At 65.7% G+C, this 26,273-nt stretch carries 22 protein-coding genes, 2 tRNA genes and 1 pseudogene; 16 read left to right on the top strand and 9 right to left on the bottom strand.

Annotated elements, in window-relative coordinates:
• The first annotated feature begins 131 nt into the window (after window positions 1-131).
• The 10 genes from CF15_RS07500 to CF15_RS07455 all read left to right on the top strand — a co-directional run bounded on the left by CF15_RS07500 (window position 132) and on the right by CF15_RS07455 (window position 10,821).
• Window positions 132-210, top strand: a tRNA-Gly gene (locus CF15_RS07500).
• 191 nt (window positions 211-401) lie between these two features.
• On the top strand, window positions 402-848 hold the full coding sequence (locus tag CF15_RS07495; RefSeq protein ID WP_058371234.1) for a hypothetical protein: 447 nt from the start codon (window positions 402-404) through the stop codon (window positions 846-848).
• Window positions 814-3,627 carry a YncE family protein gene (locus tag CF15_RS07490; RefSeq protein ID WP_058371233.1) on the top strand — a complete coding sequence of 938 codons (2,814 nt, stop codon included), beginning with the start codon at window positions 814-816 and terminating at the stop codon, window positions 3,625-3,627. Before CF15_RS07495 ends, CF15_RS07490 begins: the two co-directional genes overlap by 35 nt.
• Window positions 3,628-3,647: 20 nt before the next feature.
• Window positions 3,648-5,045 (top strand): hypothetical protein, encoded by a 1,398-nt coding sequence (locus CF15_RS07485; protein ID WP_058371232.1) that lies wholly within the window; start codon window positions 3,648-3,650, stop codon window positions 5,043-5,045.
• A 97-nt stretch (window positions 5,046-5,142) separates the two neighbouring features.
• Window positions 5,143-5,220, top strand: a tRNA-Glu gene (locus CF15_RS07480).
• Between the two features lie 261 nt (window positions 5,221-5,481).
• Window positions 5,482-7,374, top strand: a complete 1,893-nt coding sequence (locus tag CF15_RS07475) for a CBS domain-containing protein (RefSeq protein ID WP_058371231.1) — start codon at window positions 5,482-5,484, stop codon at window positions 7,372-7,374.
• Between the two features lie 133 nt (window positions 7,375-7,507).
• Entirely contained in the window at window positions 7,508-8,341 is an 834-nt protein-coding gene (locus CF15_RS09095; RefSeq protein WP_201783101.1) for a phosphocholine cytidylyltransferase family protein, read from the top strand.
• Entirely contained in the window at window positions 8,316-8,978 is a 663-nt protein-coding gene (locus tag CF15_RS07465) for a CDP-alcohol phosphatidyltransferase family protein (RefSeq protein ID WP_058371229.1), read from the top strand. Before CF15_RS09095 ends, CF15_RS07465 begins: the two co-directional genes overlap by 26 nt.
• A 68-nt stretch (window positions 8,979-9,046) precedes the next feature.
• Window positions 9,047-9,634: a DUF445 domain-containing protein gene (locus CF15_RS07460; protein WP_058371228.1), complete on the top strand. Its 588-nt coding sequence runs from the start codon at window positions 9,047-9,049 to the stop codon at window positions 9,632-9,634.
• Between the two features lie 68 nt (window positions 9,635-9,702).
• Window positions 9,703-10,821 carry a formate--phosphoribosylaminoimidazolecarboxamide ligase family protein gene (locus tag CF15_RS07455; protein ID WP_083494568.1) on the top strand — a complete coding sequence of 373 codons (1,119 nt, stop codon included), beginning with the start codon at window positions 9,703-9,705 and terminating at the stop codon, window positions 10,819-10,821.
• On the opposite strand, the gene CF15_RS07450 is transcribed toward CF15_RS07455, so the two are convergent.
• From CF15_RS07450 to CF15_RS07440, 4 genes and pseudogenes are all read right to left on the bottom strand, one after another.
• Window positions 10,814-11,521: an acetate--CoA ligase family protein gene (locus CF15_RS07450; RefSeq protein ID WP_058371450.1), complete on the bottom strand. Its 708-nt coding sequence runs from the start codon at window positions 11,519-11,521 to the stop codon at window positions 10,814-10,816. The two genes, CF15_RS07455 and CF15_RS07450, sit on opposite strands and share 8 nt — an antisense overlap.
• Before the next feature lie 47 nt (window positions 11,522-11,568).
• A complete protein-coding gene (locus CF15_RS09340) occupies window positions 11,569-12,042 on the bottom strand; it encodes an AMP-binding enzyme (protein ID WP_338052284.1) in 474 nt (157 codons plus the stop codon).
• 60 nt (window positions 12,043-12,102) lie between these two features.
• A pseudogene (locus tag CF15_RS09215) lies at window positions 12,103-13,166 on the bottom strand (AMP-binding protein); the annotation flags it as partial.
• Window positions 13,167-13,504: 338 nt separating this feature from the next.
• Complete coding sequence (locus tag CF15_RS07440) at window positions 13,505-14,170, bottom strand: PDDEXK family nuclease (RefSeq protein ID WP_058371227.1); 666 nt, start codon at window positions 14,168-14,170, stop codon at window positions 13,505-13,507.
• Window positions 14,171-14,499: 329 nt separating this feature from the next.
• On the opposite strand from CF15_RS07440, the gene CF15_RS07435 reads away from it, so the two are divergent.
• A complete protein-coding gene (locus CF15_RS07435) occupies window positions 14,500-15,702 on the top strand; it encodes an FAD-dependent oxidoreductase (protein WP_058371226.1) in 1,203 nt (400 codons plus the stop codon).
• A gap of 173 nt (window positions 15,703-15,875) precedes the next feature.
• The gene (cimA, locus tag CF15_RS07430) at window positions 15,876-17,561 is read left to right on the top strand and encodes a citramalate synthase (RefSeq protein ID WP_083494567.1); all 1,686 of its coding nucleotides are present in this window, start codon (window positions 15,876-15,878) and stop codon (window positions 17,559-17,561) included.
• On the opposite strand, the gene CF15_RS07425 is transcribed toward cimA, so the two are convergent.
• Entirely contained in the window at window positions 17,558-18,037 is a 480-nt protein-coding gene (locus tag CF15_RS07425; protein WP_058371225.1) for a hypothetical protein, read from the bottom strand. The genes cimA and CF15_RS07425 overlap by 4 nt on opposite strands.
• Before the next feature lie 799 nt (window positions 18,038-18,836).
• Here CF15_RS07425 and CF15_RS08985 point away from each other — a divergent pair.
• The 3 genes from CF15_RS08985 to CF15_RS07415 all read left to right on the top strand — a co-directional run bounded on the left by CF15_RS08985 (window position 18,837) and on the right by CF15_RS07415 (window position 20,484).
• Window positions 18,837-18,992 carry a hypothetical protein gene (locus CF15_RS08985; RefSeq protein ID WP_168371338.1) on the top strand — a complete coding sequence of 52 codons (156 nt, stop codon included), beginning with the start codon at window positions 18,837-18,839 and terminating at the stop codon, window positions 18,990-18,992.
• A gap of 6 nt (window positions 18,993-18,998) precedes the next feature.
• Window positions 18,999-19,481, top strand: a complete 483-nt coding sequence (locus CF15_RS07420) for a hypothetical protein (RefSeq protein WP_168371337.1) — start codon at window positions 18,999-19,001, stop codon at window positions 19,479-19,481.
• A gap of 421 nt (window positions 19,482-19,902) precedes the next feature.
• A complete protein-coding gene (locus CF15_RS07415; RefSeq protein ID WP_058371223.1) occupies window positions 19,903-20,484 on the top strand; it encodes a DUF998 domain-containing protein in 582 nt (193 codons plus the stop codon).
• Here CF15_RS07415 and hemA read toward each other — a convergent pair.
• A complete protein-coding gene (gene hemA, locus CF15_RS07410) occupies window positions 20,481-21,776 on the bottom strand; it encodes a glutamyl-tRNA reductase (protein WP_058371222.1) in 1,296 nt (431 codons plus the stop codon). The two genes, CF15_RS07415 and hemA, sit on opposite strands and share 4 nt — an antisense overlap.
• A gap of 375 nt (window positions 21,777-22,151) precedes the next feature.
• Between hemA and CF15_RS07405 the strand changes: the two genes are divergently transcribed.
• Window positions 22,152-22,634, top strand: a complete 483-nt coding sequence (locus CF15_RS07405; RefSeq protein ID WP_058371221.1) for a DUF2795 domain-containing protein — start codon at window positions 22,152-22,154, stop codon at window positions 22,632-22,634.
• 57 nt (window positions 22,635-22,691) lie between these two features.
• Here CF15_RS07405 and CF15_RS07400 read toward each other — a convergent pair whose 3' ends face one another.
• The 3 genes from CF15_RS07400 to CF15_RS07390 all read right to left on the bottom strand — a co-directional run bounded on the left by CF15_RS07400 (window position 22,692) and on the right by CF15_RS07390 (window position 26,249).
• On the bottom strand, window positions 22,692-23,006 hold the full coding sequence (locus CF15_RS07400) for a hypothetical protein (RefSeq protein WP_058371220.1): 315 nt from the start codon (window positions 23,004-23,006) through the stop codon (window positions 22,692-22,694).
• Window positions 23,007-23,237: 231 nt separating this feature from the next.
• Window positions 23,238-24,806 carry a DUF7125 family protein gene (locus CF15_RS07395; protein ID WP_058371219.1) on the bottom strand — a complete coding sequence of 523 codons (1,569 nt, stop codon included), beginning with the start codon at window positions 24,804-24,806 and terminating at the stop codon, window positions 23,238-23,240.
• A 549-nt stretch (window positions 24,807-25,355) separates the two neighbouring features.
• Window positions 25,356-26,249, bottom strand: coding sequence for a type II secretion system F family protein (locus tag CF15_RS07390; RefSeq protein WP_058371218.1), 894 nt, complete (start codon window positions 26,247-26,249; stop codon window positions 25,356-25,358).
• Window positions 26,250-26,273 lie beyond the last annotated feature (24 nt).

Genomic DNA, 26,273 nt, shown 5'->3' with positions numbered 1-26,273 from the left:
TTTCGTGCCCGACCCTCCATGGCTGGGGATGTGGTGAGCCCCGACTCCCCTTAGCCCCCGCTGAGCCTCCGTAAAGCTTCTTAACCCGGGCCGGGCTAGGCCCTACACTACATGGCTGCCGGGGCCTGGACGCGGCGGTCGTCTAGCCTGGACTAGGACGCCGGCCTGCCAAGCCGGCGATCCCGGGTTCAAATCCCGGCCGCCGCACCAATCTTCCTACCCCCTCAAGCCCTTCGGCCGGGCTCTAGAGGCACCACGGCCCCCACCATACGCCCCGCCCATTGCCTAAGGTATGGTGTGCAGGGGCTGCGGCGTCCTGCTGCCAGTGCCTCAGGAAGCGCGCCTAGGCAGCATATATTAGGGCAAATGATGTTGTTCATCAGGATACACGGGGCCGTGCCATGCGCTATCGCGGTGTGAGCGAGCTTCTGTCGGCGACGCTGCTAGCGCTCATAGTGATATCGGTGGGCGGCTTCCTGCTGGCAAAAGTGCTCAGCACTGTTAACGAGAGGATGAACGAGATATCGCAGAGCGCTCTCAGGGCTGAGAACAGGCTCCACCAGGCGCTTGATATAGCCATGGCGTACATCGATTCTAGCGGAAACCTCCAGGTTGTAGTAGCCTCGGGCGACTACCCGGTGAAGCTGCAGAGGCTCTACGTCAACTCGACTTCTGCGAACTGTACAGTCTACCTGACCAATGGAGACCAGGGGCCGGTTGAGGGCTTCACCGTACCCCCCTACTCTCTCGCCAGGATAACCTGCAGCCTCGGGTCCGGTGCCGAGTCGGCTGACGTGAAGGTGGTCTATCAAGGTGGAGAGGTATATGCTCATGCGCAGAGGGTATAGGTCCGTAGGCAGTATAGTCGGCATGGTCCTCATAGCGGTGCTGGTGTTCATAGCGCTAGGCTTCTCGCTCGTAATTATATCGACCTTCGAGAAGTACGGCTCACTAATCTCAGCCATGCTTAGCGAGCGTGCAGCCTCGCTGGCGATAGCCCAGAGCATCCAGGGCTGGTGGCTCCTCCAGGGCGGTACTTTGACCGTGCACCTCGAGACAAGCTACCCCAAGACGGTGCTGCTGACCGGGGTCACGGTGCTCTGGAGCGATGGCAGCACCACTCTAATGGATCAGGGCAACGGCACCCTAAGCTCCGTGGCGATCACCGTCAAGGAGCCCAGCGGCGCAGTCCACAATGTGGCGGGGCTGCCGGTGGCGCTGGGCCCGGGCTATAGGCTCAACATAACACTACGCGCGCCGGCGGGGGTAGAGCCCGTCTCCATAGTAGCCAGCTTCTCGGCGAGCCCGGCAGTGGTGGTCATCCCGGTGAGGAGGTACGTACCCCCCTCGGGCAACGTGACCCCGGCTCCTCCCCCGAGCGGTAACTACACGTCCCCCGCCGTGTCCCTACAGCTCCTCCCCCAGGTGCTCTCGGGCTACACCACCGCGACCAGGATATACCAGGCAGTGCTCAGCCCAAGCCGGGTCCTGGAGCCTAGCGGCTACAGCATAGTCTACGGAACCCACGTGTCGGGCAGCCTATCCAGCCTCTCCGCCAGGGATGGCGACACGCTGAACATACAGTCCAGCGGGACAGTGCTCTGCCCAGCCTACACCGGGTGGCGCTACTACCGCGAGGTCACGGTAACCAACCCCAACCCCTACAGCTACACGGATATACAGGTGAGGATAGAGCTCGACACCACGAACTTCGACTTCAACAAGGCTAGGAGCGATGGAAGCGATATCCGCGTGCTCACGGAGGATTGTCGGCCCCTGCCCTACTGGGTGGAGGAGTGGAACACCACAGCAGGCAGGGCAGTCATATGGGTGAAGATACCCAGCATCCAGGCGAATGGACGGGTAAAGATCCTCTTAGTCTATGGCAACCCCTCAGCCACCCAGCCGGACCCGGACTACTACGGCCTAGAGAAGGTAATGACGCCCCTCCCAGCGGGCGACGGGCCCGGCTACACCATCCAGTACCAGGAGTGGGTAATGCCGCGCAGGGGAGTCATACCCGGCGGCACCCCCATGGGCTGGCACGCCGATGATGGTGCATGGAGGTATACGCTTCCCTTCAGCTTCCCCTTCTACGATAGAAGGCTCAGCAGCGTCTACGTGTGCAGCAACGGGTTCATATCCCAGAGCCGTATCACAGACTGGAGTGACAGCACGTACGAGCTAGAGAGGAGGCTAATGATAGCACCCTTCTGGGAGGACCTAATGACTTCCGGCGACGCGCACGACATATACATACTGAGCGGCTACAGCGACCAATACGGCTCCGGGGTAGTCATACGCTGGCACACCGACTTCTACTGGCACCACGGTGTAGCTGACTTCGACGTCGTGCTCTACGAGAACGGGCTCATAAGGTTCGACTACGGCTCAATAAACGGGTATAGCGGCGACAGGCCGACCATAGGCATCTCGCTCGGAGATAGGAGGCACTACACTATATCCAGCTACAACAACGCGAGGGCCAGCAGCCTCAACAACGCCCCCTCGCTGATGTTCTGGCCCCGGAAGAAGCCGGTGAGAGAGCTGGAGGCCGAGGTGGGGCCGGAGCGCCTCTTCACCATTCACAGGGCGGGCGTGGAGATAAGCTACAATACCAGCGGCAGGATCTCGATAACCGGCATCGAGGTATACGCTAATGACCCAGGCAGCCCCTACAGCTACCAGGTATCCATCATAAGCGGCGGCGTTCCCGTCTACAGCGTCGAGGCAGGCAATGCGAGCGGCCCCCTCAGCATAAGCCTCTCCGGCCTCAGGATACCCGTTGAGGGCTCCTTCAGTGTCAGGATAGTGGTCAGCCGGTTCACGGGCTTCCAGCTGCAGCTCGACCTGGTGAGTATCAACGCAAGCACGGTGACTATAACGGGCAGCAGGATAGCGATAGCCAGCGAGCAGTCAAGCAGTCTGCTGATATACGATCCCGCGAGCGGTGCAGCGGAGCAGGTGGACCTAACGGCCGCGGGGCTCCCAGGCACCGGGGCGACGCTGCTAGCCATGGACCCGGTGGTTAGGGGGGCGTCCACATGGCTCTGGGTGCTGCGTGGCAGCCGTGCAGTACCCTACGACCTCTTTAGGCGGCAGTGGCTGGCCAACAAGACTATAACGCTCGGCAGCAGCATAGCTGAGGGAGGCTTCGCAGCCTCCAACGGCACCCACCTATACGTGTACCCCGGCGGGGGCCTGGACAGGGTGTACGTCTACAGCATAGAGAACGGCACGCTGGTCTCCACCATACAGCTGCCCCTGGCGCCGGGCAACTATACTTCAACAGCGCAGGCCGGCTCGATCCTCTACATACACACCGGCGAGGCCGGCCGGCTCCTAGCGCTGAGCCTCTCCGACGGCAGGGTGCGGGACCTCGGCCCGGTGCCAGCCCTCTACCCGGTGGGCATGGACTACGACCCGGACCGTGGGAGGCTCTGGGCGATGCTCCGGGGCGGCGAGCTGGAATACTACGACCTCGCGGCTGGCTCCTGGAGCGCCTACCCGGTGACAGCGCCCTACTACCCCATGAGCCCGGGCGACCGGCTGGTATACATGGACGGCAAGCTCTACCACGTCAGAGAGGATGGCACGAGCAGCCTACTCGTACTCCAACTCGGCTAGGCGCCGCCTGGGTGTGGGCGATGCGCGGGGGCTCACGCGCGGTAGGCACGCTGGTGGGGGGCGTAATCCTGGCGCTGATACTGCTCTCAATACTGGGTGTGGGTATCCTCCTCCTCCGCTTCCTCGACAGCTATGGCCAGCTCGCCTCCCGCCTCGTGAAAGAGAAGTCCAAGTCCCCGATTGTAGCCAAGGCGCTCGACATCTTCTGGAGCCTAGACGGCTCCAACCTAACCATTGAGATAGCCTCCCGCTACGCCGACGCCCTGCTCGTCACCGGCGTCACGGTGCTCTGGAACGACTCGAGCATAACCATGCTCGACAGGTTGAACTCGAGCGGGGTAAGGATAGTCGCTGAAAGCCCTGACGGGAGCACCTACGTGGCTGACAGGCTCCCCGTAGCCCTGGGGCCGGGGTACCGGGTAAACATCACGCTGGTAGGGTACGCTAGTGGCCGCACCCCGGTGGCGGTGATCCCCGTTGTGAGTGGCAGCCCCCTGGTAGCCCCTGTGCCGGCGGCCCCGAGGGCCGCCGCGGCTGGGGGCGCCGCTAGCCAGCCCACCCGGTATTCCCTGGCCCTCCTCGAGTCCACAATGCTGGACTGCACGGTCACGTGGCTGGGCAGCGCCACGGTGAACGGGGCTGCGTCGACGATCCTGCTCGTCGCAAGAGGCGGCTCGAGAGACATAGAGGTCTACAACGTTACCGGCGCCGGGCTGGCCTACCTCTACAGCATCGACGCGGGCACGGTGTTCAACTGTAGCGCCGACATAGTGTATAGCCCCGCGAAGAGCCTGCTATACCTGGTCAACGCCAGCGGCATCTACGCCCGCAGCCTAAGCCAGGCGGACACCTGGAAGCTAGCAACCAGCGCGTGCAGAGCCCTGGGGCCGGGGACCCGCATCGAGGCCCTGGAGGCCCAGGGGCGCCCCTACCTCTTCGTCGCCCAGGGGGGCGGGAGCAGCTACTGCATCATAGATCTCACGGGCCAGGGTAAAACAATCGGGGCCGGCCACGTATCCGCGGGTGAGATGATTGTTAATGGTGGCAGGCTCGTGGCCGGGAACTACACCGTCTCGGCGGCTAGCGGCGACACAGTCTACATCCTAGCCTATAATGAGACCACTGGGGAGCCCTACATAGCGCTGTACAACGCCACCTCCTCGAGCTGGAGCCTCTTGGCGAAGGCCCCGGGCCGCTACGCGGTGGGAATGGCGTGCAACGGTACCACGCTCTGGCTCCTCCTCCAGCACAGCGGCCTCTACAAGATCGACGCCGGCACGGGGAGGCTGAGCCATGTAGACACGCTGCTCCCGGCAGCGCCCTGGGGGCCTGGAGACAGGCTGGAGTACCTGGGAGGCACGCTCGTCTTCATCCGGGCGGACGGAACCAGGGAGGCCTGGCTCATCAGCCCCGGGTAGCCCGTCAGCCAGCATGACTAAACCTAATTAAACCCTGCAGGGGGCACCCGCCCGTCAAGGGCCGCGGCCTCCCCCAGGCAAAGGGGCTGCGCGGCGTGCCGCGGTAGTATAGCCCGGCCAAGTATGCGGGCCTTTCAAGCCCGTGACCCGGGTTCAAATCCCGGCCGCGGCACCACCCCACCAGATCCTTCATGAGGCACCGGGTCCCCCGCCCCCCGCTCAGCTCCACAGCGTTCCGCCGGGCGCAACCCCTAGGGGGTCTCCGCAGCGACACCCGTTGCCAGGCGGCCCTGGGAGGGGTTTGAGAAGCACTCCATTGGAGAGAACGGTGCCCCTCACGGCCCCCCGGCCTGCTCTTCTTCTGTTAGGCCCTCATCTAACCATGAGTCTTTAATCCTCATGCACCCCCCTCTTCTATCCCTGGGTGGGCTTCGTAATGAAGGTGTGGGAGGCTGCTAGGAAGCCGCGGGTGGTGGTGCCCCCCGACACCCCTGCCACGGTGGTTAGGGCCCTGCTCCGGGAGAACGAGGAGCCTATAGCGGTGCTCGTGGACAGCGAGAAGACTATGAAGCTGCAGGGCTACGTCACCTGGAGGGAGGTTATACAGATAACCAGCCACTACTCCAGCCTCCGCGCCAAGGACATCGCGCTCGACTGGCCTGTCGCCTACCGCGACGAGGACGTGAGGGATGCTGTCAAGAGGATGGAGGAGGAGCGGGTATACGCTGTACCCGTGGTAGAGTCCAGGGACAACCCAGTTGTTGTGGGCGTGGTGAGCGTCGCGGACATAGTGAAGGCGCTGATGGCCGCCGGCTTCGAGCCCGCCGCTGAAACCGTCGCGGAGGTTATGACCACCGAGGGGCTGGAGGAGTACATTACCACCCAGCATGAGGGAGTTAACAAGGTCTGGAGCGACCTGGTCTACCACGGCAAGCTCGGCAAGATTGTTGTTAGGAGCAGGGAGGAGCCCATACCTGTAGGCATAGTATCGCTCAGAGAGTTCGCCGAGACCGGCCGCTGGTTCTTCCACCGCGAGTCCGAGAGGGGGTTGAAGAGCATAGCCAAGGTACGCAGTATAATGCTGCGCGGCGCGCCGGCCGCCACCCCCGAGACCCCGGTCCAGTACGCCGCCAAGATAATGGTGGAGAACGACTTCCCCGTGCTGCCTGTCGTAGACGAGGAGACGGGCAGGCTGGTGGGCGTGCTGACGATATTCGATGTGGCGAGGGCCTACCTGGAGGGCGCGAAGCCCGGCCGCGTGAAGCCGGCTAGGAGGGCTGCGCTGCCGATAGAGGTTAGGCCTGAGGAGCGCGTAACCTACGCCAGTACCGAGACGGTGCTGCAGCAGGTGCTTGTAGCCAAGCCGCAGGCTGAGGCTCTGGTGGGGCTCAGCGCCGCCGACGTGGCTAGGCCAGAGCTGCCGGCGGTGACGGTGAACGATACCGTGGAGCACGCCCGGAGGATGATGCTCCGCTACCGGACCAACTACCTGCTGGTGGTGGATGAGAAGGGCGAGATAGTAGGCGTGGTTAGCAAGTGGAGCATGCTACGTGCCATAGGCCTCAAGGACCCCATCTGGAAGAGGAGGGTGCATGACCGCTACTTCATAGACTACGTCATGGACACCGACATACCAAGGGTCAGGCCGGATGACAGCATCGAGCAGGTAGCGCTCCGCATGGTTGAGTCGAAGGCCGAGGTAGCGATAGTGGTCGGTGATGACGGCCGCCCCGTCGGCTTCATAACCAAGGACGATCTCGTGGACGCCTACGCGCGGCTCCAGGCCGGCCGCGCCAGGGTAGAGAACGTGATGACACCGGGCAGAATAGGGATAGTGCACCCGCACCACAGCCTCCACCACGCGGTCAAGAAGATGCAGACCTTCTACCTTGACGCCCTCACGGTCTACGACGGCTCCAGGATAATAGGAGTGGTCTCCGCCAACCGGCTGCCCTTCGTAGCCTACGAGGACGCCGTCACCGGGATCCGGAGCCGCAGGCTGGTATGGGTCAGGAAGCTCGTCCGCGGCGCCGCCAAGAAGGGCCGCTACGTCAAGGTGACCCCGCTCCTGGTGATAGACGCCACGGTGCCGCTCCGCGACGTATACGTGAGGACGAGCGACGACACGGTCAAGTCTATAGAGCTGATGCGCGAGCACAACGTGGACGGCGTGCCGGTTGTGGACGAGGAGGGCCGCGTAGTCGGCGTGGTGACGAAAACCGACATTGTGAGAGAGCTCGCGAGGACAGCCAGGCTCCGCATAGAGCGCGGCGAGACCGTGAAGATAGAGAAGAAGGAGAAGCCCGAGGCCAAGCCGAAGGCCGGGTAGGGGGCTCCTGCAGCCAGCCCTTCTTTTAACTGGGCCCCTGCACCTCCGGGGGCATCCCCGTAGGGCCCCTCTCCCGCTCCCTGGGGGTGAGCGGAGCCACCGACACTGAAGCCCCCGGGCCTCCGGGGGCGTGTTGAAGCCCAGCGATGGCGACCCCCTCGACGCCCTGCAGCCCGTGCGTTGGCCGCCACAGCTCGGAGGTGCCGGCCTCGTGGCCGCTGCCCGGTATGCGGTGCTGCTCGCGGCGGGGCTAGGGAGGAGGCTCGGCGGCCCCAAGCCCCTGGTGAGGCTCCGCGGCCGGCCCCTCGCCTGGTACCCGCTCAGCGTCCTCCACCTGCTAGGCGTCTCCGAGGCGTGCATAGTGACCCGGAGGGAGCTGGCCGGCGAGCTTAGGGGGCTGGCGGAGAGCATCTACGGCCCCGGGGCGGTGGACGTGGTTGTGAACGAGGAGCCGTGGAGGGAGAACGGCTACAGCCTCCTACTGGCTAGCCGGGGCTGCCCGGGCCTGGGCTGGGAGCCGGTCTACGTATCGATGAGCGACCACGTCTACTCGCCCCTCCTCCCGGCCAGGCTCCAGCCCCTCCCCGGCTGGGCCCACTACGGCATCGCCGGCGACGGCGACCCCTGCTGCGTGGACGTGGAGGAGGCGACCCGGCTGCAGGCATCCGGCGGCATAGGCTACGCGGTGGGGAAGGGGCTGCGGTACTGGAGCCACGTGGACACCGGGGTCCACGCGGCGAGGCCCGCCGGCCTGGCCGAGGAAGCCCGCCGGGCCCTCGCCTCCGGGGGCGGGGTCCTCTCCCTCAACACGCTCACCAGCGGCCTGGCGGCCCGGGGCCTCCTCTACGTGGCGGAGGCCTCCGGGCAGCCCTGGACGGAGATAGACACGCCCCGGGACCTCGAGGAGGCGGAGAAGGGGGAGAGGAGGAGGGTGGTGGACCATGTCCTCTCCTGGCTCCGCTGCTAGGCCGGCGGGCCTGGCTAAGCCCACCGACGGGCTTGTCTCGAGGCTGATAAACAGGAGGCTCTCAACCCGGATAACCCTGATGCTCCTACGCCTCCCGAGGCCCCCGAGCCCCGACGCGGTGACTGTGCTGGCCACCGTCCTCGTGGCCCTCGGGGGCCTGGCGTTCGCCGCCGGGCTTCCCTGGCTGGGCGGGCTCCTGGCGCAGGCGGGCTCCATAGTGGATGGGGTGGACGGGGAGCTGGCCAGGGCCCTTGGCAGGCAGAGCAGGGCAGGCGCGCTCCTAGACACGGTGCTGGACAGGCTCTCCGACATAGCCCTCCTAGCGGGCATGTCCCTCGCGGTGCTCGCCAGCCACGGGGGCCTGGCGGCGGGGGCGGCCGCGCTGCTCGCCGTCACGGGCGACCTGATGGTGTCCTACCTGCATGGCGTGGGGGAGAAGCTGGCCGGCCGGCACCCGGTGCTGGTGGGAAGGATACCGGGCATAGCGGGGAGGGATGTGAGGCTCTTTATAGTCTTCCTCGCCGGGCTCGCCGGCAGCCCCCTGGCGGGGCTCGTGGCGGTGGCGGCGCTCGGCCACTGCTACGTGGCCTGCAAGACCGTTGAGCTTCTCCGCTACATGGAGGAGCAGGGGCTCTAGGGTGCCCTATATACCGGGGCCGGGGGGCGGCCCCCCGGGGGCCTGCAGGAAAGAGGTGCCTAGCGGCCGTGGCCGGGGCCTTGGCTACGCTGCTCGTGTCCACGCTCGTGGGTGCCCTCGTCGGCTACGTTACCAACGTGGTGGCTGTCCAGCTCCTCTTCCGCCCCTACAGGCCCGTCCGCATACCCCTCCTCGGCCTGAGGGTGCAGGGGCTGATCCCCGCTAAGAAGGAGGAGTTCGCCAGGAGGCTCGGGGAGATCGCGGAGGAGTACCTGAAGACCCCGAGGCTGCAGCGGGACCTGCAGTCCAGCATGGAGGAGGCGGCGAGGAGCGCCATAGAGAACGCTCTCAGGGGCATGCTCCGCTCCAACCCTATCCTATACGCGGCGCTCGAGGGCTACGTGGCCAAGATAGCTGACGCTGTCTCGGAGAGCATAGTCTCGCCCATACTCCAGTCCCTAGCCTCCTCCGCGGCCGGCAGGGTCAGGGTTGGGGAGCTCGTCGCCGAGCAGGTATCAGCCCTCGACTCGAGGGAGATGGAGGCCCTCTTCCGCAGGATAGCGGGCAGGGAGCTACGCTTCATAGAGCTCGCCGGCCTAGCCCTCGGCGCGGTGATAGGTCTCGCCGAGGGCCTCGTGCTCGTAGCCCTCCAGTAGCCCCCACGGGGGAAGGGGCTGTTTTATCCCGCGCCCGGGGCCTCAGCGGCCCATACGGTGCCCCGGGCTTGCCCATAGAGCGTGGAGAGGTGGAGGAGGTACTCCGCCGCTACGACCCCTCCCGGGTAACCATAGGCGTACTCGCCAGCCACTCCGCCCTAGACGTGCTCCGCGGGGCCCGGAGGCTCGGGTTCCGCACCCTCGCCGTGGCCAAGCGGGGCCGGGACCTGGCGTACCGCATGCTCCCCGTGGTGGACGAGCTGCTGGTCCTGGACGACTACCGGGACATGCTCCGGGATGAAGTGCAGGAGAAGATGAGGAGGCTCAACACCGTCTTCGTGCCCAACAGGAGCTTCGCGGTCTACGTGGGCTACGAGGGGATAGAGAACGAGTTCCTCGTGCCAGTGTTCGGGAACCGGTTCCTCCTCCGCTGGGAGGAGAGGGTCGGGGGGAAGAACTACTACCGCCTCCTAGACGAGGCGGGCATCCCCAGGCCGAGGGTCTACGAGAGGCCCGAGGACGCGGACGGCCCCGTAATAGTGAAGCTCCCCGAGGCCAGGAGGAGGGTGGAGAGAGCCTTCTTCATAGCCCGCGACGGGAAGGCGGCGGTCGAGAAGCTCAGGGAGCTCATGGAGAAGGGGGTTATAGACGAGGAGAGCCTCAAGGCCATGACGGTTGAGGAGTATGTGCCGGGCGCCCACTTCAACCTCAACTTCTTCCAGAGCCTCGTCTACGGGAGGCTCGAGCTGCACAGCATAGACAGGAGGCTCCAGACCAACATAGACGATCTAAACAGGCTCCCGGCCTGGATCCAGGAGGGGCTTGAGGGCGCGGTGGAGCCCAGGATGATAGAGATAGGCCACATACCCGTGACGATAAGGGAGAGCATGCTCCACCGGGTGTTCGAGCTGGGCCTCCGCTTCGCCGAGGCGGCTGCGAGGCTCGAGCCCCCCGGCGTCCTGGGCCCATTTACCCTCCAGGCCATAGCGACCCCTGAGCTGGGCCTGGTGGTCTACGATATAGCCCCCAGGATAGGCGGTGGCACCAACGCGGTCATGGCCTGGGGCGGGCAGTACAGCAGCCTCTACTTCGACAGGCCCCTCAGCCTCGGGGAGAGAATAGCGCTGGAGATACACGAGGCCCTGCGGAGGGGCGGCGTCGAGGCCCTAGCCAGGCTGGTCACCTAGCCCCCTCCCCGAGCACCACGCGCGCGTCCACAGCCAGGGCCCCCTCCGGGTAGCTCAGCACCGGGTTTATGTCGAGCCCCCGCACCTCCGGGTTCTCCTCCATGAGCCTCTGGACAGCCATAACTATGTCGACGAGCGCCCCTATATCCCTCGGCGGCAGCCCCCTCACGCCCCGGAGGATGCGGTACGCCCTCACCTCCCTGATCATCTCCTCCGCGTCCCTCCGGGTGAAGGGCGACACGCGGAAGCTCACGTCCCGGAAGACCTCCACGAAGATCCCGCCCAGCCCGAACATGACCGCGGGGCCGAAGACGGGGTCCCGGACAGCCCCGACCACGAGCTCGACGCCGCCCGGGGGAGCCATGGCCTGCACCAGCACGCCCACCACGCGGGCCCCCGGCGCCCTCTCCCTCACCCTCTCGATTACCTCGCTGTAGGCCTTCTCCACCTCCCCGGGCGTGCCGAGGCCCAGCACCACGCCGCCCACATCGCTCTTATGCACTATGTCGGGGCTCACTATCTTCAGGGCCACCGGGAACCCGATCTCCCTGGCGGCCTCGGCGGCCTCGCGGGGGCTCCGGGCCAGCCGGTAGCCCGGAACCCGCACCCCGTAGGCCTCCACGAGCGCTAGGGCCTCGTGCTCGAGGAGCTTGGAGCGGCCCTCCCTGAGGGCTGCGGCGACTATGCTCCGGGGGTCCACGGGCAACGCGGTGCATCCTCGCCGCCGAGCCTAGGGCCCCGGGGGTGCTAGCCTTTCCCCTCCCCCGGAGCCTCCCCGGCCAGTATGCCGCGGAGCTGCGCTCTTAGCTTCTTCTTGTCTATCTTCCCGACGCTTGTCCTGGGCAGCTGGTCTACAACCACCACGCGGCCGGGGAGCCACCACTTCGGTATAGCGCCCTTCTCGACGAAGTTCTCCATGAGGAAGCGCCTTATCTCCTCCGTGGTCACCCTGTCCCCGCAGCCCGGCCTCGGAACCACGGCTGCCACGGGGCGCTCCTGCCACTTCGGATGGTAGGCCGCCACAACCGCCACCTCCGCCACGCAGGGGTGGAGGCTTATCGCGTCCTCCAGCCTCGTGGAGCTTATCCACTCGCCCCCACTCTTGATGATATCCTTCTCCCTGTCCACTATCACCACGCTGCCGTCGGGGTACCAGACCGCCACGTCGCCGGTGTGGAACCAGCCCCCGCGCCAGGCCTCCCGGGTCTTCTCACTGTCCATGTAGTACTCGGGCGCCACCCAGGGGGCGCGGACCACTATCTCGCCCATGGTCCTCCCGTCCCTGGGCACGGGCCTCATCTCCTCGTCCACGACCTGGAGGTCGACGAGGGGCACCGGCCAGCCGGTGCGGAGGGCGTAGTCCAGCCACCTCTCCTCCGCGTCCCGTATCCCGGCGTGGGGCAGCGCAATCGTCAGCACCGGCGCCGTCTCGGTCATGCCGTAGCCGACTACCACCCTTACCCCGCGCTTGGCCGCGAGCTCGGCCAGGCCCCTGGGGAGCGCGGAGCCGCCATTGATGAACTTGAGGCCCCTAAGGTCGTAGCGCTCGGAGTCGGGGTGGCTGAGCAGCATGTAGAGTATCGTCGGCACCCCGGCGGTGAGGGTGACCCCCTCCTCAGCTATGAGGCGGAGGAGCACGCCCGCGTCCAGCTTGTTAGGGTCACCTGCTTCATGCCCAGCAGGGTGGCTAGGTAGGGGAGCCCCCAGCTGTAGACATGGAACATCGGGACTATGTGGAGTATCGTGTCCCCGCTGCTCACCCTCACGCTGGGCGAGGACGCGGCCAGGTGCAGGCCGGCGGCCAGGGTGTGGAGCACTATCATCCGGTGGCTGTGGTACACCCCCTTCGGGAGCCCGGTGGTGCCGCTGGTATACCCCATTGCGGCGGGCTGGTCCTCGTCCAGCTCGGGCCACTCGTAGCCGCCCCGGTGCTCCCTCACCAGGTCCTCGTAGTTGTAGAGGGGCCTGCCGGCGATATGGTCGGGGTGGGACTCGGCGTCCACCACTATGACCGCCCGGAGCCGCTCGAGCTGCGGCGCCACAGCCTCCACCAGGGGGGAGGAAGTCGCGGTGGACTATCGCGACCCGGTCCCCGGCCTGCCTCATAATGTAGGCTATCTCCGCCGGAGCGAGCCGGACGTTGACCGGGTGGAGCACAGCCCCCATCATGGGACGGCGAAGTACGCCTCGTAGTGCCAGTGGGTGTTCCAGTCAAGGGTGGCCACCGGCTCGAGGCGGCCCACCCCGAGGCTCTCGAGGCCGGCGGCCAGGGCCTGCATCCTCTCGGCAGCGGCGGAGAAGGTGTACCTCTCCACGCCCCGCCGGGTACGGTAGACGATCTCCATCCCTGGGAAGAGGCTGAGCGTCCGCTCATAGATCCTCCTGAGGGTCAGCTCGTAGCCAGGCCTCCGGGGCACACGCTCGGGGAGCCCGGGCAAGGCCAGGCGCCTGAGACTGAAGGGATAACGGTCCAAGCCCGGATTAAACGGTTACCCCCCGCGTCTTCGCACCGCCCCCGTGGGCCAGCCCTCCTCCGCCGGAGCCCCCCGGGCGTGGGAGGCGGGTCTAAAGGGAGGGTCGGCGATGCGGGGCTCCAGTCACCCCCTCCCCCGGCCCCCCGGGGGAGGGTCTTCAGCCGGGTCTCACCGGGGTTACTCGTCACCCCCCTGAAGCCCTCAGGGGGCTAGAGGTGTACCGGTAGATCCCCCTGGTAGACCAGCTCCAGCCTCCCACCCCGGCAGCGGGCCCCGACACGGTAGGCCCGCAGCCCCAGCCTCGGAGCCCAGGCGGCCAGGAGCCCCCTCAAGCCATGATCCCGGACCGCGAGCCCCCCGGCGGGCCCCGCCACCGCCACCACAAGCTCGGCCCTCGCGCCTGCCTCCCCCGCGGCCCTCCACATGACCTCCAGCTGCCTCGCCAGCCTCGGGTCCACGCGGCCCCTAGGGTAGACCGCCTCCCCCAGGCCAGCATGCACCACGGTCTTGTGCTCCACCAGCACCAGGCCCCCGCGGGTGGAGACCAGGTAGTCCACCCTGGCGCCGTTGAGCCACCTCTCCCTCTCCACCACCGCCCCGGGGTCGCGGTAGAGGAGCCCAGCAGCCCTTGGAAACCCCGCTTCCACAAGCCGGTGGTCCACCGGCAGCAGGAGGCCCCCGCGGGCCACGGCAGCCAGCCTGTAGCCCCCGAGCCCGGAGGGCGTGAGGAGGAGCCTCTCCGCCCCGGCCACCAGCACCCGGGGAGCCTTGGCCGCGCTCACCCGGACCAGCCTGCCGCCGAGCCGCGCCAGGAGCCAGGGCCAGCGCAGCCCCGCAGGCTCGGCTTCCACCACCCGTGCCTCGGCAAGGATCAACCAGGGGCGCCCCCCGGGGGCTTATCGCCCTAGCCCTCCCGTCGCCCCCCTTTATCTCCCAGGCCTATACCGTGGAAGAGTTTCAATCATTATGTGTATAAAGTTTCGCATTGCTATGTGTATTGCCCTCGGGATCGGGGCCCCCGGGGGCTCCGCGCCCACCCGGGCCCCGCCCGCAGCGTTCTGCTAAGAGCCCGCCTCACCGAAGCAACTCCAACCAAGTCTATTATTTTCAATACGATGCAACTACGTTTTTATGCCCCTACACCCCGCGATGTATTTACACGCCCGAATACATGAAGGATAGCGCCAGGAGAGGGCGTGGAGCCATGGCCGGCCAGAAGAAGAGGGTAGTCATAATCGGCGGCGGCATAGCCGGCATGGGCGCGGCCCACAACCTGGTGGACCGCGTCGGCGACCAGGTAGAGGTGACGGTCATAACCAAGGACCCGTTCTACATGACCGGGCCCAGCCGCCCCCTGCTCCTGACCGGCGAGCAGAAGTATGAGAGGATGATACGCGGCTACGAGGAGGCTGCCGCCAAGGGCATCAACTTCGTGTTCGGCAACGTCTACAAGATCGACCCGGCCGAGCGCCGCGTCTACTACACCGAGTCCCCCACCAGGAGCTACGTCACCAGGAAGGAGAACAGCATAGAGTACGACTACCTCATAGTAGCCCCGGGCATCGTGTTCGACGGCTCCAGCATAGAGGGCTACAGGGAGAACTGGCACAGGATAGCCAACGTCTATGAGCCCGGCCGCGTGGACGTGCTGAAGCACCGCGTATGGACCGCCACCAAGGGCACAGTCGTCGTCTACGCCCCGCCCATGCCCTACCGCTGTGCCCCCGCCCCGACCGAGACAGCTATGGCCATCGACCAGGTGCTCCGCTACCGCGGCGTGAGGAACAACTTCAGGATAGTCCACGTGGACGCCAATCCGAAGACCCAGCCCCCCGTGATAGCCGACGTGGTGGCCAGGCTCTACGAGGAGGCCGGCATAGAGCTGATAACAAGCCAGAAGATAGTCGAGATAACCCCCAACGAGGTAGTGCTCGAGAGCGGCGAGAAGATAGAGTACACGATACTAGCCCTCCTGGAGCCCAACCGCGCCCCCAGGTTCATAGCCGAGGCGGGCCTCGGAGACCCCTGGATGGAGGTAAGGAACCCCACCGACCCCAGGAGCCCGAAGTACGACGACGTGCTGGCGGCCGGCGACACCGCGAAGCTGCCCTTCCCCAAGAACCAGGAGATAGCCTACGAGAGCGCCCTGTACGCATCCAACAAGATCATAGAGGAGCTGGGCGGCCAGCCGGCCAGCGTCCAGTACGCCTTCCTCGGCTGGGCCTACGTGGGCAACACCCAGGGCAAGCTGGAGACACTCAGCGTCCAGTTCGGCCTCAACTTCACCACCCAGCCGCCGAAGCCCAGCAAGGACCCGGAGCCCAAGCGCGACTACACCCTCCAGAAGGACCGCTGGGAGCAGAGCTACCTCAACCGCCTCTTCCACCCCAAGGAGGAGCAGAAGTAGCCCCGAACCCCCAGGGGCCCGCCTCCCCCTCTTTTGCACGCCCGCGGCTAGCCCTCCCCCAGCACCTCGCCCAAGCCCCTCAGCCCTCCCCAGGCGCCGCGGCACGTTTATAGAGGCCGCCGGCCCCCAGCCCACCCGCCTCCCACCCGCGGCGGGAGGGACGGAGGCTATGGGTGGTCGGGAAATCCGCGGCTAGACTCCACGCAGCCAGGTACCTCAAGCTCCTCCCAGGGGACGCGAGGCTCCCCGAGAGCGTCGAGGTCCTCGACACGACTCTCCGCGACGGCGCCCAGGCCCGCGGCGTCTCCTTCAGCCTCCAGGCCAAGGTGAGGATAGCGCTCGAGCTCGACAGGCTCGGGGTAGCGTTCATCGAGGCGGGCTGGCCCGGCAGCAACCCTAAGGACGCTGAGGTGTTCCGCGTCCTAAGGGACTACAGCCTCGAGAACGCCGAGATAGTGGCCTTCACCTCCACCCGGCGCAAGGGCGTGAGGCCCCAGGACGACCCGCTGCTCTCCAGGGTGCTCGACGCCGGCACACGCTGGGTAACAGTGTTCGGCAAGGCCTGGACCCTCCACGTGAGGGAGGTGCTCCGGGCCAGCCCCGAGGAGAACCTGGACATGGTCTACGACACCGTCCGCTACCTCCGCGAGCACGGGGTCCGCGTCATATTCGACGCCGAGCACTTCTTCGACGGCTACCTGGAGGACCCGGACTACGCGCTCAGCGTCCTCCGGGCGGCCGAGGAGGCTGGGGCCGAGAGGCTGGTCCTAGCCGACACCAACGGCGGCACGCCGCCCCACGTGGTCTACCAGGTGGTGCGCGAGGTACGCGGCAGGGTGAAGACGCCCCTGGGGCTGCACATGCACAACGACTGCGGCTGCGCCGTAGCCAACACGCTCATAGGCGTGGCCGCGGGCGCGTCCCACGTCCAGGCCACGGTCAACGGTATCGGGGAGAGGACGGGGAACGCCGACCTCTGCCAGGTGGTCCCCGGCCTGGAGCTGAAGCTCGGCGTCAGGGCGCTGCGGAACCCCGAGGGGCTCCGCCTCCTCCGCAGCGTCTCCAGGCTCGTCTACGAGCTAGCGGGGCTGAAGCCGAACCCCTACCAGCCCTACGTGGGCGACAACGCGTTCGCCCACAAGGCGGGGGTCCACGTCGACGCGGTCCTGAAGACCCCCAGGGCCTACGAGCACATAGACCCGGGCCTCGTCGGGAACGAGAGGAGGCTCACAGTCTCGGAGCTGAGCGGCGCAGCCAACCTCGCCGCCTGGGCTAGGAGCGAGCTGGGCCTGGAGCTGGACAAGCGGGACCCGAGGCTCCGCAGGGCCCTTGAGAGGGTGAAGCAGCTGGAGAACAGCGGCTACAGCTTCGACAACGCCCCGGCATCCGCGCTCCTCATCCTGGCGGAGGAGCTGGGCCTACGCGAGGAGGCCTTCCGGCTCGAGGCCTGGAGGGTGGTAAGCGAGGGCGGCCCACGGGGCTCAAGGAGCTGGGCGCTGGTGAAGCTCTCCACCGGCGCGGCCGAGGCGCTGGCGGCAGGCGAGGGGGGAGGCCCGGTGCACGCGGTCGACGAGGCCCTCAGGGCGGCGCTGGAGAAGCTGCTGCCCGGCACACCGGGGAACGTGAGGCTCATAGACTACCGCGTGACCCTCCCCGGCGAGGCCCGGCACACAGCCAGCAAGGTGAGAGTGGAGGTAACCCTCACCGACGGCTCCAGGGCATGGACAACTGTAGCGGTCTCCGACAACATCGTGGAGGCGAGCCTCGACGCGCTCATCCAGGGCGTAGAGTACTACCTCCTCCTCCGCCGCCTAGCCCAGGGGAAGAGGAGCCCGGAGAGCAGGCCCACCCCCGCCTAGCCCCTCCCCAGCCGCGCCTCCAGCTCCTCCACCAGCCTCCCAGCCCTCCCAGCCATGGCCTCCAGGTGCCTCTCATCGCCGATACCCTCCTTCCACGCTATATACGCGGCCAGCCCCGCATACCAGGCGTCAGCAGCCGCGCCCAGCTCCCCCATAGCCTCCGAGACAAGGCGCCAGTACTCCGCAAGCCCCCCAGGCCTCTCGCCCCCACGGAGGAGCGAGAGAGCATCAAGCGCCATGAGCACAGAGGCCCAGACACGGCGGAAAGCATCCCCAAGCCTACCCTCCCCAGCCAGCTCCCTGGCATGCTCCAGGCTCGTACGGGCAGCATCCAGCAGAGCCCCAGGCCTCTCCCCCGGCTCCACAAGCCGCAGGAGCATCCCTACAATCACAGCCTCTGGGGTACTCTCCCTCCTCTCAGCCTCCCTCTCCAGAGCACGTAGGATAGAATCCGGCAGGACGACACGCCCGGGCAACCCAGAGGCCACCACGCATATAGCCCCGGGAGGCCAGCTATACGCCTAGCCACCCACCACGCTCCCGGCAGAGCAGTGCACGCGTGCATCAACCGGTACACCCACCCACGGCCGCCCACAGCCCCTCCAGCCACCGGCTGACAGGTTAGGCGAGAGGCTTACACAGGCCCCAGGGTATACGGGCTTGCCCGCACACCCGAAGGCCCGGCGCACACCCCACGGAGGGTAACACCCAGGGCACAAGCCAACCTATTAACAGACGGGCAAACAACAAAACATGTCTGCACGCGGCAGTATAGGTTCCCCGGAGCCTTGACGCGGAGACGGGCGCACAGGGGCTAGCTAGCATGCAGGCGCCCCACGGCGCCGGGGGCCCACACGTATCACTCATCGAGGATCCTAACAGGTACGCCCAGGCTAATATACAAGCATGCCCCAAACATTAAACCCTGTGCTTAAAAGATTCGGAGAGAACAGCCCGCCGGGCGGGGCGTGGACGGGCTAGCTAGCGGGGGCCGGGGCCACGGGGCCGGCCGGGCACACGTAATACTCATGACGGCGCCTATACTGTAGCGCCTGCGTGAACCAGGTTAGGGAACCGGTTTATTTTTATTCACCTATTCGCGGGGTTCTGTAGCCCTTAGGGGCCGCTGGCGCGGCATTGCACTACTAGGGGTGTACCAGCGCTGCACCCCTTTGAAGCTAGATTATGTTCAATACCGGCCAGGTTGCACTCGTTTAGAGCGAGTGTGGGCTGAGCAAGGTTATCCCGATACGCCGTGAGGTCACGCCACCGGCTATGTACCTCTACGACAGGGGAGGCGACAAGGCCATACTGGCGGCTGTGCTAACGCTAGCCGCCTCCATCGCCGTGCTCGGCTTGATAGCAATGTTTGCCACCAAGCTGCCCGCCCACTACGCTGCGCGTAACAGTAGCCAGGAGGCCGTGCACTAGGCGCCCGTGGAGACGCAGGCTGCCAGCACCCCGGGGAGGAGCCACGTGGCCAGCACCACAGCCAAGGCAGGGGCGGAGGGCGAGAAGCCACCGCCCGCCCATAGCCCGGGTGCCCGGGTCCTCGTCGAGATATCCCCCCTGAGGCTCAACGCCACGCCCCCCTCGAGCGGCCAGCTAACGCTCCACGGCTGGATGAAGGTGCACATACCGGGCGGGAGTGGCGGGGTTAAGGTGGCACTGGTGCTCGCTAACGCCGAGCAGCTCGCAGCCTACTTCAACATGTTCGACATAGTCGTGGTGGACCCGCATACCGCCAGGGTGGTAGCGGTCCTAAGCATAGCAAAGCCCCGGGCGGTGGTGAGCCTTGGGGAGAGCGGCCCCGCTCCCAAGACCCTGGTGTTCGACGCCGTTGTGCGCTACGAGGAGCGTGAGCCCCTCCCCCACCCTCTCCCGGTGACGGTGAAGGCCGAGATCCAGGGGGCCGGATAGCCCCCGGGCCCCTGGGCCACGCTGGTGCAGGGTGTCATGCAGCCCTGGGGCTCCGCTACCGCCCCCGGGGCCTGGGACCTCTGGGGCGGCGGGGAGGCTGCTGCATCGCGGCCTGGGAGGCCCTGGCCAAGTGGCGGGCGGGTACTCGGGCGATGGTGCAGTTAACTGGCGGTTAACTTGACGCCCAGTAGAGTTAACCACCCATACCGGATTCGAAAGACCCGGCGCGCCGCCCGCGCCCCCACCCAAACGCCATGGAGAAGCCCCCGGGGCGGGGGAGTGGTAGGGCTCTGGGGCCTCCCTTCAAGGGCCTGCTGCGCTCTCCTGCCCCGGTGGCTCCGGGGTTTTAGCCCGGGGCCCCGGGGCTGCACCCCGGGGGCTCTCTGGCGCCGAGGCCGCGCGTGGGGGTGGCTGGCTCCTCTTGGCCAGGGCTGGCAGGCTTGTGGCGGTGCTGGCGGCCCTGGTGGTGGTCCTCGGCTGGGCCGTGATACTGGCCGCGTGGAGCCTTAACCCCTGGTTTAGCCCGCTCCGCGGCGCCTACAGCGACCTAGGCTCCCCCAGGGCCTGCTGCCCCCTGGTCTTCAACCTCGGCCTGGCTGTGGCCGGGCTGCTCGTCCTCTGCCTGGGCGCCGCCGTCTACAGGGCGTCGGCTACGCGGCTCGAGGCCGCCGGCGCGGCGCTGCTCGCGGAGGCCGGCGTCTTCCTCTCAATGATAGGCTTGTTCCCCGAGGGGAGTTATCCGCACAGGTTTGTCTCCTACTGGTTCTTCCTCCAGCTCTACGCCTCCTACACGGTGCTGGGCGCCGCGCTTTCGAGGAGGGGGCTGCGGGGGCTCGGCGCCTCGCTGGCGCTCCTGGGGCTCCTCGCCGCCCCGGCGGCGCTGCTCGTGGAGGCCCTGGCGGGCTGGCCTTCTATAGCGGTGCTGGAGACCTACGCGGTGCTGGTCGCGGATGCGGGCGCCCTGCTGCTGGCTGCGGCCTACACCCGGGCCGGTGGCCGCTAGCGGGGGCAGCTGGGCCTGCCCCTGGCGGGGCTGTCGCGCTCCGGCCTCGCCGAGGTCTTCTTCTCTATCTCGCGGCGGAACATCTCGACCAGCTCCTCCAGGTTCCCTGTCCTCCCGTTCTCGGCCGCGCGGTGGGCATAGACTATGAGGGGGCGGAGGAGCTTCTTCGCCAGGCTCTGGGCGAAGTCCCTGGTGATGCTTGCCGCCGCCCCGTCGACGCCGAGGCCCTGGAGCCTGCCCTGCAGCTCCCGCAGCTCCTCCTCGACGACCTGGCCCGCGTACTCCATCATCACCGTTATGGCCTCGTCGGCGGCCCTCCTCATCCAGGCCTTGCGGAACAGCGCCAGCTGCTCCTCGATCATCCTCCCCGCCTTCGGCACCTCCATGCGGCGGCGCTCCAGCGTCTTCTCGATAACCCTTTCGAGGCCCTGCAGCCCTATGTAGCCGAGGTGCTCGGGCACGGGCTGCTCTACCGCCGGCGGGTTCGAGACGTCCACTATCAGCGTGCCGGGCCTGACACGCTCGAGCATGCTCCGGGTGATCAGCGGCTCTCTCGCGGTGACGGCCAGGAAGACAACGTCCGCTCCCTCGAGGAGGCCTGGCAGCTCGTCGAGCCCGTGGGCCTCTCCCCGCACTCTCTCCGCGAGCTCCGCGGCCTTCTCGAGCGTCCTGTTGGCTACTATTATGCGGGCGCTCCGGCTCTTCTGCCGCACCAGGCTCGCTATTATCGAGCCCGCCTCCCCCGCGCCTACGACCAGCACGGTGCGCCTATCGTAGCTCCCCAGGAGCTTCTCCGCGGCGTGCACGGCGGCGCCCGGGGCGCCGACGTTGCCGTAGGATATCTGCGTCCTGCTCCTAACCAGCTTCCCGGTCTTCACCGCGTAGTGGAAGAGGAGAGACATGTACTTCCCGGCGTGGCCCCGCCTCCTCGCCTCCTCGTAGGCCTTGGCCACCTGGCCGAGGATCTCGTCCTCCCCCAGTATGGCCGACTCGAGCCCGGAGGCCACCCGGAAGAGGTGCCGGGCGGCGTCCAGCCCCCGGAGAACCCTGGCGTAGCGGGCGTAGCTGCCCAGGAAGCTCTCCGCCTCGGCGAGGAGCCGGGGCGAGTACAGGGCGTAGACCTCAAACCGGTTACAGGTGGCGAGCACCACCATCTCGTCCGTGTGGGCGTGGAGGCGCTCGTACGCCTCCCCCGCCCTGGGCTCCAGGGCCCCCACTACGCGGAGGGGCGCGGTACGGTGGTTGACCGTGACAACTACGAGGTCTTCCAGGGGCCTAGCCACGAGCACCACCAGGATGAACCCGGCCTCCCTCGACGCCCGCTGGGCGCGGTAGGGCTGTACCCTTTCTCCATGGTCACGTGTTTAGAATGCCTCTCCCGGATTAAATAGGTTAAACCGCACGGCTTCCGCCCTAGGCCGTGGACGGCTGCGGTGAGGGGTAGCACCGCTCCACAGCAGCCGCCGGCACCCCGGCCGCGAAGCCCGGGGCGTCGGTGCACCGGTGGATCCACCGGCCCCGCCGGCCTCCCCTGGAGGCTCTGCAGCGCCACGGGGAGGGAATCCCCCAGAACCTCCGGGGAAGCATTTAAGTAGAAGCGCTTCCTAATAACATAATGAATGTGCAGGAAATCCACGGATACTGTAGAAGAGTAGAGGTGGAGACCCATGCCCCGCCGGGGCATCAACTGGGCTGTAGAGGTGCTCAAGAGGATACGCGGGCTAGGCTTCCCGGTAACCAAGGAGCAGCTCCGCGAGAGGCTCAAGGACTTCTACTACCACGGGATACCCGCCACAAGGATCCTCGACGAGGCTGAGAAGGAGAGCTTCGCGAGCCCCGCGGAGCTGCTGCACGAGCTCGCCGAGGCGATAAGGAGGCTGGAGGAGCGCGGCGAGCTGCCGGTGACCGCCAGGAGGGGCATCAACTGGGCTGTAGAGGTGCTCAAGAGGATACGCGGGCTAGGCTTCCCGGTAACCAAGGAGCAGGTTAAGGAGAAGCTTGCCGGCCTAGCATGGCACGGCGTTAGCATAGAGAGGATCCTTGACGAGGTTGAGAAGGAGAGCTTCGGGAGCCCCGCGGAGCTGCTGCACGAGCTCGCCGAGGCGATAAGGAGGCTGGAGGAGAGAGGGGAGCTGCAGCCAGCCGCCTAGCCCCTCCAACCCACTGTTTTAACCCTCCCCGGGCGTCCATCAATGCAGCCCGGGGGGCTACCCCTTCTTCAGCCGGTTTATCAGCTGCTTTAGGGGCTCCGGGTCCCCCTTCTCGAGCGCGTCTATAGCCTCCAGCACCTCTGTGGCCGACTGGGCGAAGGGGAGCAGGATGCTGCGGAGGAGTAGGCGCGCCTTATGGGGGCTCCGCTGGTAGGCTAGGAGCACCTTGTACGCGGCCTGGGGGTCCCTCAGGAGGAGGGTAGCGAAGTCCACGCGGTACGTGGCGAAGGAGAGGCTGTCCAGGACCGCGAGCGCGCCCAGAGCGATACTGCGCAGCCTCTCCCGGATAAGCTGCACCGCCCTCTCCTCCATTCCAGGCCCCTCGGGCTGGGACGGGGCCGTGCTGCCCCCCCCCATAGCCCTAGGGGTGAGCAAGCAATTAGGTGTTTACCGCAGCGCTGCTGGGAGGCCAGGTAAGGAGGAGGACCCATACAGCGTAATACACAATGCCAGTGAGGAGAATAAATTATTGGCTAGGCTATTAGGTATCGACGCGCCTGGTACATGCCACCGGCCCCGGATGAGGGGCCGGGGAGGTTAGCTTTAGCCAAAGCAGTTCCAGCGGAGGAGCCGGTAGGTGTCTACGAGCATATTGAAGCTCGTATGGGCTATAGCGTGGTAAACCTCCAGGCTCAGCCCCAGTGCGAGCTTGCTGGCTCTACCCATTAGCTGGGACGACGTGTAGGGGCTGCCCTCAATATATATCCCCATGTCGAACATGGAGGCGAGCGCCTGCTTCAACATCGCCTGGCGGAGCGGGAATGACTGGAGCCAGAGCCCGGTAATGCCCCTCCTCTTGTACCGGAGCACCATATTGTACATGTTATATGCTATAGAGTTCTCGTTCCCCTTGCCGGCCACCGCCTCGAGTATTTCAAGCCCCTCCGTTATGGCTATGTCTGGCTTGAGCCTCCGCACAGCCAGGTCTATCATGTCGTTGATCTCGTTGACCGTGTAGGCGGTCGGGTTGAGCGATACCACGTATAACAGGTCATCTACTCTGCAGCTGTCCCCGCCCCCCTCCCGCTCGTTCCCCGCGTCGCTGCATGCCAGGCACCGTACAAGGCTCATTATGGACTGTGGGCTCGACTTGAAGCTCACCACTAGCGTTCTCCTGCCACTCTCCCTAGTGAGGGCTGCTGCTAGGAGGGAGGCTATTAGCTTGCTGCTAACTGTGCTCGAGAGGCCTACGAGAACCTGGGCCCCTCCGGGTATAGAGAGTATGCTGGATAGTACTTTCCGTGCATCCTCCCTATCCCTACGTGTTCCGGGCAGGCTTACCTCGATGAGCTTCTCCCCGCCTATGCTTAGGGCTAGGAGGGCTTCGAGCACGTTGCAGGTCCTGGTGTAGTCTACCGGGGGCACCTCTTCCGGCTCCTCTGGCAGGCTTATCTCAACCACGATGCCTGGCCTCATGTAGAAGGGCAGCTCTGCCTGATGTATTGGCGCCCACCGGGCTTTCCGCAGCTCTAGTATGCGCTGCAGCTTCCCCTGCTCTATCTTGAACCTTAGTATGAACACGGCGTCTACTATGAACTCTTCTATGCCGTGGCCTACGACTCTCGCTCCGTAGGGGTACTCCGCTATCAGGACTGATGTTATTCCGAGGGGCTTGAGGCCGTTGACGAAGAAGTTTTGGAGCAGCTCCCTGACCTTCGGTTTATCCTGGAGTATCTGGAGTATGGCGCTTATACTGTCTATCACTACCCTCTTTGCATTCATCTCTGTAGCCGTCCTTATTATGTCCTCGAGCTGGGATGCCAGCGTCTCTTCATCGGCTACGGTTAGGGCTTCCACGTAGCGGAAGAGCCCTTCCTCCTCAAGCGGCTCGAACTCCATGCCTAGCGAGGCCATGTGTCTGAGGAAGTCATGCCTCGGCTCCACGAAGCTGACGTATATGCCCGGCTCTTTGAGCTGGAGGGCGCCCTCGTATAGGAACTTGGCTGCGAATGTCGTCTTACCCGTGCCGGGGTTGCCGGCTAGTAGTATTACGGCTCCCCGGGGGAAGCCTCCTTGGAGCAGCTTGTCGAGCCCTGGTATCCCGGAGGGCGAGATCTCCATCTTGGCGCTGCCCATGCCGGTTAGCCCGTTAACGCCTGCGTCGGCCGTCACGGGGAGCCACCCTGTATCCGGGATTAGCATGTGTGAAAAACCGTGTTGTGGGGGCTCAGCATCCAGTGTATGCCCGGTGTCCTGGGCCGCGTTCCCGCACTCCTATACCCCATCCTGCGTGACCACTGTACTTCGCACCTCTCATTTATTGTTTATAGTATAACGCTGTTATGATATAAATTATAGTTTATAGTATGTTTATAGTCTGTGGCGCGGGGTGCCGTCTCCTCCGTGGGGCAGAAAACTTTATAGGTTTCATTGTGTATTGTTGTGTGTAGGTGTGTAATTTGAGGGCCCTCCAGGGTGATGGGGGCTCTGCTCTAAGCCCTGGAGGGTTTTCCCGTGGATGGGAGGCTCGTGCCGTTAGCCTCGACCGCCACCAGTGAAGCCATCTGGATTTCTCAATCCAGATGGCTGAGGTGGAACTCCCTAAAGTGATACACTCTCACACAAAATGAAGCGGTAGGGAGAAACGGCTGTGCACTGATGGGGTATATGGTGGCTTGTCATGGATGCGTCTTGAGGGGGCTCGGTGCTAGGGTGTATGCTCTAGCTTATCAGGAGGGGTGAGGCTAGGAAGGCTAGCATGCTTGCCGCTGTGAGCAGCATTATGTACTTTGACGCTAGTATGGTGTAGCCGTGGACAACCTTGGCTATCACTATCGATGAGGCAACGTTTATGACGAGGAGGGAGTAGAAGTAGAGGCCTCCGAGGAGGCCTGGGCTAACCATTGAGCTGAAGAAGCCGCCTCCAGCGGCCACCTTCTCCACGAGGGCCTGGACTATCCCTGCGGCCACGGCGTAGGTGAGCGACGCGAGTGAGACTACGAAGCTGTACTCTGAGAGTCTCGACTGGGTTAGCTTGCCCAGCCTCCTGCTCTCCCTGGTGTGGGTCGCTGCCGCCGAGAGGACCTCGTGGACTAGCCCGCCGCTCTTGGAGGCTGCCACTATGCTGCGGGCGAGCAGCCTGACCCGCGCGGGCGCGCCGCGGAAGGCTTCATCGAAGGCCTTCTCGAGGTCCCCGGTCACCTTGTATATCCTGGCCATCCTCTCCACGTAGGTGTTTAGCGGCGGCTTTATCACCTTCGAGGCCATTAGGAGGGCCTCGGCCACCGACCTGCTGGAGGCGATCAGCCCCGCGTAGGTTGAGAGGAGCTCCGCCAGCTCGTCATCCAGCCTCTCCATAACCTTGACGTAGCGCCTCGCGTAGAGGTAGATGGGCAGCGCCGCCGCGGCCAGCGCGCCTGCTATGAGTATCATTGTGCCCTTGTCGGTCACCACCGGGACCATGTAGAAGACTGTTATACTGTACCTGGGCGTGACCCACTCCGCGTGGAGCAGCCGGGCCAGCCTCGGGGCGAGGGCCGGGTAGCCTATAACCCAGGCGGCCGCGAGGCCCACAGCGGCTGCAACGGCCACTGCCTTCGCGAGCCCCCTCTCCATGGCCTACGCCCCCTCTCCACGGCC

The sequence above is a fragment of the Pyrodictium occultum genome (assembly GCF_001462395.1).
Taxonomy (GTDB): Archaea; Thermoproteota; Thermoprotei_A; order Sulfolobales; family Pyrodictiaceae; genus Pyrodictium; species Pyrodictium occultum.
This window is presented reverse-complemented; position numbering and strand designations above follow the sequence as displayed.

Excerpts from the sequence above, each read along its gene's own strand:
- CF15_RS07495 (WP_058371234.1), top strand. The coding sequence starts at position 402 with ATGCGCTATCGCGGTGTGAGCGAGCTTCTGTCGGCGACGCTGCTAGCG.
- CF15_RS07475 (WP_058371231.1), top strand. The coding sequence starts at position 5,482 with ATGAAGGTGTGGGAGGCTGCTAGGAAGCCGCGGGTGGTGGTGCCCCCC.
- CF15_RS07390 (WP_058371218.1), bottom strand. The coding sequence starts at position 26,249 with ATGGAGAGGGGGCTCGCGAAGGCAGTGGCCGTTGCAGCCGCTGTGGGC.
- CF15_RS07465 (WP_058371229.1), top strand. The coding sequence starts at position 8,316 with ATGTCCTCTCCTGGCTCCGCTGCTAGGCCGGCGGGCCTGGCTAAGCCC.
- CF15_RS07400 (WP_058371220.1), bottom strand. The coding sequence starts at position 23,006 with ATGGAGGAGAGGGCGGTGCAGCTTATCCGGGAGAGGCTGCGCAGTATC.
- CF15_RS09340 (WP_338052284.1), bottom strand. The coding sequence starts at position 12,042 with ATGGACAGTGAGAAGACCCGGGAGGCCTGGCGCGGGGGCTGGTTCCAC.
- CF15_RS07485 (WP_058371232.1), top strand. The coding sequence starts at position 3,648 with ATGCGCGGGGGCTCACGCGCGGTAGGCACGCTGGTGGGGGGCGTAATC.
- CF15_RS07405 (WP_058371221.1), top strand. The coding sequence starts at position 22,152 with ATGCCCCGCCGGGGCATCAACTGGGCTGTAGAGGTGCTCAAGAGGATA.
- CF15_RS08985 (WP_168371338.1), top strand. The coding sequence starts at position 18,837 with ATGTACCTCTACGACAGGGGAGGCGACAAGGCCATACTGGCGGCTGTG.
- CF15_RS07435 (WP_058371226.1), top strand. The coding sequence starts at position 14,500 with ATGGCCGGCCAGAAGAAGAGGGTAGTCATAATCGGCGGCGGCATAGCC.